Raw genomic sequence first — 7,721 nt, 5'->3', positions numbered from 1 at the left:
CACGAAAAAGGCCGCCCGTTTCGGGGCGGCCTTTCGTAATCAGGTCGTCATCTGCGGGCTTGTGGCCCCCAGATCACTTGCGGATCACTTGATGATTTTCGCAACAACGCCTGCACCAACGGTGCGGCCGCCTTCACGGATAGCGAAGCGCAGCTTCTCTTCCATGGCGATCGGAGCGATCAGTTCGACTTCGAACTTCAGGTTGTCGCCCGGCATAACCATTTCCGTGCCTTCCGGCAGTTTCACCATGCCGGTCACGTCGGTGGTGCGGAAGTAGAATTGCGGACGGTAGTTCGCGAAGAACGGGGTGTGGCGGCCGCCCTCTTCTTTGGTGAGGATATAGGCCTCAGCCTCGAATTGGGTGTGCGGGTTAACCGATTTCGGCTTCGCCAGAACCTGACCACGCTCAACGCCGTCACGGTCAACGCCGCGCAGCAGCGCGCCGATGTTGTCGCCAGCTTCACCGCGATCCAGCAGCTTGCGGAACATTTCCACGCCGGTACAGGTCGACTTCGAGGTCGGGCGGATGCCGACGATCTCGACTTCGTCACCGACGTTGATCACGCCGCGCTCGATACGACCGGTCACAACGGTACCACGGCCCGAGATCGAGAACACGTCTTCGATCGGCATCAGGAACGGCTGATCAACAGCGCGCTCGGGGGTCGGGATGTAGCTGTCGACAGCAGCGATCAGCGCGCGGATCGAGTCCTCGCCGATTGCATTGTCGCGGCCTTCCATTGCGGCCAGAGCCGAGCCTTTGATGATCGGAATGTCGTCGCCCGGGTATTCGTAGGACGACAGCAGCTCGCGGATTTCCATCTCGACGAGTTCCAGCAGTTCCGGATCGTCAACCTGGTCAACCTTGTTCATGTAGACGACCATGTAGGGGATACCCACCTGGCGGCCGAGCAGGATGTGCTCGCGGGTCTGCGGCATCGGGCCGTCAGCAGCGTTCACCACGAGGATCGCGCCGTCCATCTGTGCCGCGCCGGTGATCATGTTTTTCACATAGTCAGCGTGGCCGGGGCAGTCGACGTGTGCGTAGTGGCGGTTTTCCGACTCATACTCGACGTGTGCGGTCGAGATGGTGATGCCGCGAGCGCGCTCTTCCGGAGCACCGTCGATCTGGTCATAGGCTTTGAATTCACCGAAATATTTGGTGATCGCGGCCGTCAGGGTCGTCTTGCCGTGGTCAACGTGGCCGATCGTGCCGATGTTGACGTGCGGTTTGTTCCGTTCAAACTTTGCCTTTGCCATCCTGGCCGCCCTTACTCTGCGGAATTCCCCGGACGGGGAACCCCTGTTTCACCTGGGCGGCGACTTAACGATGGCGGCGGAGAAAATCAAGCCTCAGTTGGGTTTCTTCTGCATTGGAGCGGCACCCTCTTGCGGGTCGGCATCCGGCGGCTGATCGGCCAGCGGGGCGGCTTTCGCGCTGTCACGCGCTTTCTCAATCCCTGCCTCGCGGACGGCCAGCAATTCAGACTGCTGCTCTTTGGTCATACCAAACCAATCCGGATGCTCCTGCAGCCATCCCTCAATCTTCAGGACCGCGTTGAAGGATAGTGCCTCCATCTGCTGCGCTTTGGTTCGGGTCAAACCGCTGCCAATCACCGTATCACCCGAAAGGCTTTCAAAAACCGTGAACTTCTGGCCTTCGGAATTCAGCTTCTTCCCAGAGGCATCGTCCCAGATATTTGCGGTGACTGCGAGCACCGACTTTGGCGCCGCAACGATAGGAATTCCCGGAGGGGCCAGCGCAAAGCCGTCAACAGAAATGCCGATATTATAGACCCGGCTGCCAGGATAGCGCTTCTGTCCAAAGCGGTCATCGACCGCCGTTTTCATGGCTTTTTCCCATTCCGCACCACTTGCATCGCGCGAAATCGGAACTTTCTGCATGTTTTCGGTGACGACAATATTATGCCCCAGGACGAAATCACCCATAGGCATCGGCGGCTCGGTAAGATCGCCCCTGGCACCACAGGCCACCAGTGTGAAGCTCAGCACAAGCGAAACAAAACAGCGCAGAAGCACGAAAGGATTCTCCATCAGGGACAGCGCCACCGATAGCCTATGCTGATCCGGCTGGCAAATCCGGCGCATCGCTCGCCAAAGGCCAAATTCCTTACAAGGAATTTGCCCGGAATTTTCAAAAATTCCGGGCCCCTGCCAGGCCTCGTGCCAGGGCGATTTTTACTTAAGTAAAGCGATTGTCACGCGGGAAGCCACGCGGGGCCATCTTGCCCGTCCCGGCTCTCGCACCCAGCCATTCGGTCAGATCTGTCTCCAGCCTGGTCCGCCCCGCCGGATCTTTCCAGCTCAAACCCTCGGACAGGGTGAAGCTGATCGCATCCGACAGCCCCCCATCCTTGTATTTTTGCAGCCGGACCCCCTTGCCCTTGCTCATCTCAGGCAGCTGGGTCAGCGGGAAGATCAAAAGCTTGCGGTTTTCACCCACCACAGCCACGTGATCGCCAGAGATCTTGCGGCAGATCGCGGATTTCACGCCATCCTTCACCGTCAGCACCTGCTTGCCGGTCTTTGTCTGCGCCAGCAATTCCTCAGCGGGGACGACAAAACCATCCCCCGCCGTCGAGGCCAGCATATATTTCTCACCGGGCCGGAACAGGATCAGATCGGTGATGTCAGTGTCATTGGCCAGATCAACCATCAGGCGCACGGGTTCCCCCATGCCGCGCCCACCGGGCAGGTTGGCACCGATCAGCGTAAAGAACCGCCCGTTTTCCGCCACCAGCAGGATCTTGTCGGTCGTCTCGGCATGGAAGGCAAAGCGCGGCCCGTCGCCGTCTTTGAACTTTTGCTCGGTGCTCAGATCCACATGGCCTTTCATCGCCCGGATCCAGCCCATTTTCGAGCAGATCACCGTGATCGGCTCGCGCTCGATCATCGCCTCAAAGGGCACATCCTCGATCGTTCCGGCATCGGCAAAGACCGAGCGGCGCTTGCCGTGAACCCAGGTCTTGCCGAATTTGGCACGGATCTCTTCCAGCTCTTCGCCGATCTTCTTCCACTGCTTCGCGTCCGAGGCCAGCAGCCCGGCCAGGCCTTCACGCTCTTTCAAAAGCGCGTCGCGCTCCTGGCGCAGCTCGATCTCTTCCAGACGGCGCAAAGAGCGCAGCCGCATGTTCAGGATCGCCTCGGCCTGAACCTCGGTCAGATCGCCGGGGCTGCGCGGTTTCGGCGCGGCATAGTCTTTTTCCGACAGCGCACGCGGGAAGGTGCCGCCCCAGACCTCAGCCATCAGCGCGGCCTTGGGGTCGTTGTCATAGCGGATGATGTCGATCACCCGGTCAAGGTTCAGATAGGCAATGATAAAGCCTTCCAGCACCTCAAGCCGATGGTCGATCTTCTCGATCCGATGCGTCGAGCGGCGGCGCAGCACCTCGCGGCGGTGATCGAGGAAGGCCTGCAAAACCCGCTTCAGCGAGCAGACCTCAGGAATGCGCCCGTCGATCAGCACGTTCATGTTCAGACTGAACCGCGTCTCAAGATCCGAGTTGCGGAACAGCATCCCCATCAGCATCTCGGGATCGACATTGCGCGCCCGCGGCTCCAGCACGATGCGGATATCCTCGGCGGATTCGTCGCGCACATCGGCCAGCAGAGGCACCTTTTTCAGGTGGATCACCTCGGCCAGTTTCTCGATCAGCTTCGACTTCTGCACCATATAGGGGATTTCGGTGACGATGATCTGCCAGCCACCCCGGCCCAGATCCTCGATCTCCCATTTCGCCCGGATACGGAAGGCACCGCGCCCGGTCTCATAGGCGTCCCGAATCGACTCGCGCGGTTCGACAATCACGCCGCCGGTCGGGAAATCGGGGCCGGGAATATGCTCCATCAGCGCCTCGGTGCTGATGTCACGGTCTTTCAGCATCGCATGGCAGCCCAGAATCAGCTCGTCCAGGTTGTGCGGCGCGATATTCGTGGCCATGCCGACCGCGATCCCCGACGAGCCATTGGCCAGCAACGCCGGAAAGGCTGCGGGCATCACGGCGGGCTCTTCCAGCGTGCCGTCGTAATTGGGGCGGAAATCGACCGCGTTCTCGGCCAGGCCTTCCATCAGCGTTTCCGACAAAGCGGTCAGCCGGGCCTCGGTGTAGCGCGAGGCAGCCGGGCTGTCGCCGTCGATATTGCCGAAATTGCCCTGACCATCGACCAGCGGATAGCGGACGTTGAAATCCTGCGCGAGGCGCGCCATCGCGTCATAAATCGCGCCATCGCCATGCGGGTGATAGTTGCCCATCACATCGCCGACGATCTTCGCCGATTTGCGGAAGCCACCCGTCGCCGAAAGCCGCAGCTCGCGCATCGCGTAAAGGATTCGCCGGTGAACCGGCTTCAGCCCATCGCGTGCATCGGGCAGCGCCCGGTGCATAATGGTCGAAAGGGCATAGGTCAGATAGCGATCGCCAATGGCGCGCGACAGCGGCTCGGCAATGGTTTGACCCTGGGAATTGTGATCATCATCTTCATCGGACATGGATCTTGTCTAGGGCGCAGCCCGCGCCTGGTCCAGTCAGTTTTCACGCAACAGACCGCCTGCCGCTGACCAGGATGCGGATTTTCCCTCTCAAAATTCGCCCGCGCCTGTGTTAAGCAAGGGCTCTGCTGCTGCCAATTTCTGAAAGTCTGCTCATGTTCCGCCTCGTGCTGCCGCTCTGCGCGGCAATGTTCGCCACTTTGCTGATCGCTGGCCGTGACAACGGCCAGATGCGCCCCGGGCTGGAGCGTGCCGTCGCCAATGGTGAAGAAATCGTCATGATCGAGCGGAAATTCTCAGCCTCGGTCGTTGCCGCCCCACAAGCTGCCCCGGCGCAGAACGCAGCGCTGGCCGCAAATGCACTGCCCCCGCCGGTCGAGCTGCGCCCGGCGCCCACCATTGCCAGCCTGTCCGCCGGAACCTCGGCTGAGGCGCAGTCACAGCCCATATTTACGCTTTCAACCCTGTCTGGCCTCGATGGCGACCAGGCCACCCTGGAAAGCCCCGATCCAGCTATGGCCCCAGAGATAACGTCGGAAATGACCGATACCGGATCGGGCTCGCTTTATGCTGATCCGACCGACGGGGGGGCCCTGTCTGCAAACGGGACTCTGTCTGCAAATCTGGATGGCGCAGAGTCCGGCCTGCAGGCCCCCTATCAGGCGGGTGATATCCGCACCGTTTCGGCAAGTTCGGTGAATGTGCGCCTTGGCCCGTCGACCGAGACCTCTGTAGTGGGCCGCCTGACCGAGGGCGAGGCCGTCCGCGTGCTGGGGGCCGTCGATTCGGATTGGGTCGAGATTGCAATCGAAGGCGATGGCGTCTCTGGCTATATCGCCTCGCGCTTCCTTGCCCCAGGTGCCTGGTAACCCGTTGCCGACAGGGCACAAATCACGGGCCGCAATTCGCAGCTGCCAGCTGTCAGACCACCGCATGATCCTCATTTGACGCCGACCTGTTTTTACCCCTAAGGCTTGGGAAAAAATGGGCAGAGCAATGGATAAATCGATTCTCATCACCGGCTGTTCGTCGGGCATCGGCCTTGATGCAGCGATTGGCATGAAAGCCCGCGGCTGGCGCGTCTTCGCCACCTGCCGCCAGGAGGCTGATTGCGAAAGGCTGCGCGAGCAGGGCTTTGAAAGCTTCCAGCTCGATTACGCAGATGAGGCCAGTATCGAGGCCGCCGTCGCGCATATCCAGGAGGTGAATGGCGGCCGCCTGGGGGCTCTGTTCAACAATGGTGCCTTTGCCTGCCCCGGTGCCGTCGAGGATCTGCCACGCGCGGCATTGCGCGAGATTTTTGAGGTCAATCTCTTTGGATATCATGACCTTACCAGGCGCGTTATCCCGCTGATGCGGGCGGCGGGTACGGGGCGGATCGTGAATTGCTCATCAGTGTTGGGCCTGGTGCCTATGCGCTGGCGCGGGGCCTATGTGGCGACGAAATTCGCCATGGAGGGGATGACCGACGTCTTGCGTCTTGAGATGCGGGGCACAGGCATCGGCGTCGTTCTGATTGAACCAGGCCCGATCACCTCGCGCATACGAGAGAACTCGATCCCGCATTTCGAGAAGTGGATCGACTGGGAAAATTCAGCCAGATCCGAGGAATATCGTGGCCTGCTGCATCGCCTTTATGAGGCGAAAAATGCGCCCGACAGGTTTGAGCTGCCGGCCTCGGCGGTGACGGCTGCGCTGGTCAGGGCGGTAGAATCACCGCGCCCGAAAGCACGTTATTATGTGACAAAAGCGACCTGGCTGATGGCCTTTGCCCGCTGGCTTTTGCCGCGTCCGGTGCTGGACTGGATGATCGCCAAAGGCTGAGCCCTGCATGACGTCCGGCCTGGATCTGGACTTTCGCAAATTCACGCCCCATCCTGGCGCAAACAGAAAATGGCCATGTCCGCCTGGGCAGGCCAGTCACGTCATGGGATAACGCCATGTTAACAGCTCCCCTCTTCTGGCTGATGGCTGCGGCGGCCCTCGCGGTGGCCGCAATCCTGATTTTCGGGATCGGGTCTTTTGCCAAAGGCGGCGAGTTCAACCGCCGAAACGCCAACCGGATCATGCGCTGGCGGTTGCTGGCGCAATTCATTGCTGTGCTGCTGCTTGTCGCCTTCGCCTGGTCACGCCAATCCGGCGGCTGAGCGCACGAAAGACTGCATTGGGGGAAGCCATGGTCGTCCTGTCGAAAATCTACACCCGCACCGGCGACAAAGGCGAAACCGCGCTTTCTGACGGCTCTCGGGTTCCCAAACACAGCGCCCGGGTTTCCGCCTATGGCACCGTTGACGAGACCAATGCCACCGTCGGCCTGGCCAGACTGCAGGCCTCGGGCGAGATGGCCGAGGCCCTGGCGCGAATCTCCAACGACCTGTTTGACCTTGGGGCGGATCTGGCCACCCCAGACCGGCACCTCGATGAGACCCTGTCCTATACCCCCCTGCGGATGATCCCCACGCAGGTCACCCGGCTTGAGCATGAGATCGACGCGATGAACAAGCGGCTGACGCCTCTGCGCAGCTTTATCCTGCCGGGCGGAACCCCCCTTTCTGCCGCGCTGCATCTGAGCCGCACCGTCTGCCGTCGCGCTGAGCGGCTGACAACCGAACTGGCAGAGGCCGAGGACATTAACCCCGAAGCCGTACGCTATCTCAACCGCCTGTCAGACTGGTTCTTTGTCGCCGGGCGCATCGCCAATGATGATGGCAAAGCCGACATTCTCTGGGTTCCCGGGCTGACCCGCGACACCGCAACGCAGACCAGTGAAAACAACGACGGCTGATCGCGCCGCGTCGCCGCCTGATCGGATAACCACATTAGTAAGGCGACGCAGTGCGAACCGGATTTGTCGCTTTTTGCTGTAGAATCATCTGCCCCTGCGATAACACTCCAGGCGGGAGCTTATGAGGGCGCGACCACGCCCCCTGAAATGGAGATTTGCCGCATGAAGGTCCTTGTGCCTGTCAAACGGGTGATTGACTACAACGTGAAGGTCCGCGTTAAGGCGGATGGCTCGGGTGTCGATCTCGCCAATGTTAAGATGTCGATGAACCCCTTTGATGAGATCGCGGTTGAAGAGGCGATCCGTCTGAAAGAAAAAGGCGTTGCGACCGAGGTTGTGGTGGTCTCGATCGGTGTGAAGCAGGCGCAGGAAACGCTGCGCAATGCTCTGGCGATGGGGGCCGACCGCGCGATCCTGATCGAGGCG

General features: G+C 60.7%; 8 protein-coding genes. 5 read left to right on the top strand and 3 right to left on the bottom strand.

Annotation, left to right across the window (positions count from 1 at the left end; translation table 11 throughout):
* Window positions 1–84 precede the first annotated feature (84 nt).
* From tuf to HOY34_RS21520, 3 genes are all read right to left on the bottom strand, one after another.
* The gene (gene tuf / locus HOY34_RS21530; RefSeq protein WP_172366699.1) at window positions 85–1,260 is read right to left on the bottom strand and encodes an elongation factor Tu; all 1,176 of its coding nucleotides are present in this window, start codon (window positions 1,258–1,260) and stop codon (window positions 85–87) included.
* A 93-nt stretch (window positions 1,261–1,353) separates the two neighbouring features.
* Window positions 1,354–2,070: a hypothetical protein gene (locus HOY34_RS21525; RefSeq protein ID WP_366927001.1), complete on the bottom strand. Its 717-nt coding sequence runs from the start codon at window positions 2,068–2,070 to the stop codon at window positions 1,354–1,356.
* Between the two features lie 133 nt (window positions 2,071–2,203).
* Window positions 2,204–4,510, bottom strand: a complete 2,307-nt coding sequence (locus HOY34_RS21520; protein WP_172366697.1) for a DNA topoisomerase IV subunit A — start codon at window positions 4,508–4,510, stop codon at window positions 2,204–2,206.
* A gap of 155 nt (window positions 4,511–4,665) precedes the next feature.
* Between HOY34_RS21520 and HOY34_RS22255 the strand changes: the two genes are divergently transcribed.
* From HOY34_RS22255 to HOY34_RS21490, 5 genes are all read left to right on the top strand, one after another.
* Entirely contained in the window at window positions 4,666–5,379 is a 714-nt protein-coding gene (locus HOY34_RS22255; protein ID WP_253944596.1) for an SH3 domain-containing protein, read from the top strand.
* Window positions 5,380–5,506: 127 nt separating this feature from the next.
* Entirely contained in the window at window positions 5,507–6,334 is an 828-nt protein-coding gene (locus HOY34_RS21505) for an SDR family NAD(P)-dependent oxidoreductase (protein WP_172366695.1), read from the top strand.
* A 116-nt stretch (window positions 6,335–6,450) separates the two neighbouring features.
* On the top strand, window positions 6,451–6,657 hold the full coding sequence (locus tag HOY34_RS21500) for a twin transmembrane helix small protein (protein WP_172366693.1): 207 nt from the start codon (window positions 6,451–6,453) through the stop codon (window positions 6,655–6,657).
* A 29-nt stretch (window positions 6,658–6,686) separates the two neighbouring features.
* A complete protein-coding gene (locus HOY34_RS21495; RefSeq protein WP_172366691.1) occupies window positions 6,687–7,295 on the top strand; it encodes a cob(I)yrinic acid a,c-diamide adenosyltransferase in 609 nt (202 codons plus the stop codon).
* Window positions 7,296–7,457: 162 nt separating this feature from the next.
* A partial coding sequence (locus tag HOY34_RS21490) for an electron transfer flavoprotein subunit beta/FixA family protein (protein WP_436645245.1) occupies window positions 7,458–7,721 on the top strand: 264 nt, incomplete at its 3' end.

Source organism: Pseudogemmobacter hezensis, assembly GCF_013155295.1.
GTDB classification, from domain to species: Bacteria; Pseudomonadota; Alphaproteobacteria; order Rhodobacterales; family Rhodobacteraceae; genus Pseudogemmobacter; species Pseudogemmobacter hezensis.
This window is presented reverse-complemented; position numbering and strand designations above follow the sequence as displayed.

What these genes read in the sequence shown, in the direction of transcription:
- tuf (WP_172366699.1), bottom strand. Translation starts at nt 1,260, where the DNA reads ATGGCAAAGGCAAAGTTTGAACGGAACAAACCGCACGTCAACATCGGC.
- HOY34_RS21520 (WP_172366697.1), bottom strand. Translation starts at nt 4,510, where the DNA reads ATGTCCGATGAAGATGATGATCACAATTCCCAGGGTCAAACCATTGCC.
- HOY34_RS22255 (WP_253944596.1), top strand. Translation starts at nt 4,666, where the DNA reads ATGTTCCGCCTCGTGCTGCCGCTCTGCGCGGCAATGTTCGCCACTTTG.
- HOY34_RS21505 (WP_172366695.1), top strand. Translation starts at nt 5,507, where the DNA reads ATGGATAAATCGATTCTCATCACCGGCTGTTCGTCGGGCATCGGCCTT.
- HOY34_RS21500 (WP_172366693.1), top strand. Translation starts at nt 6,451, where the DNA reads ATGTTAACAGCTCCCCTCTTCTGGCTGATGGCTGCGGCGGCCCTCGCG.
- HOY34_RS21495 (WP_172366691.1), top strand. Translation starts at nt 6,687, where the DNA reads ATGGTCGTCCTGTCGAAAATCTACACCCGCACCGGCGACAAAGGCGAA.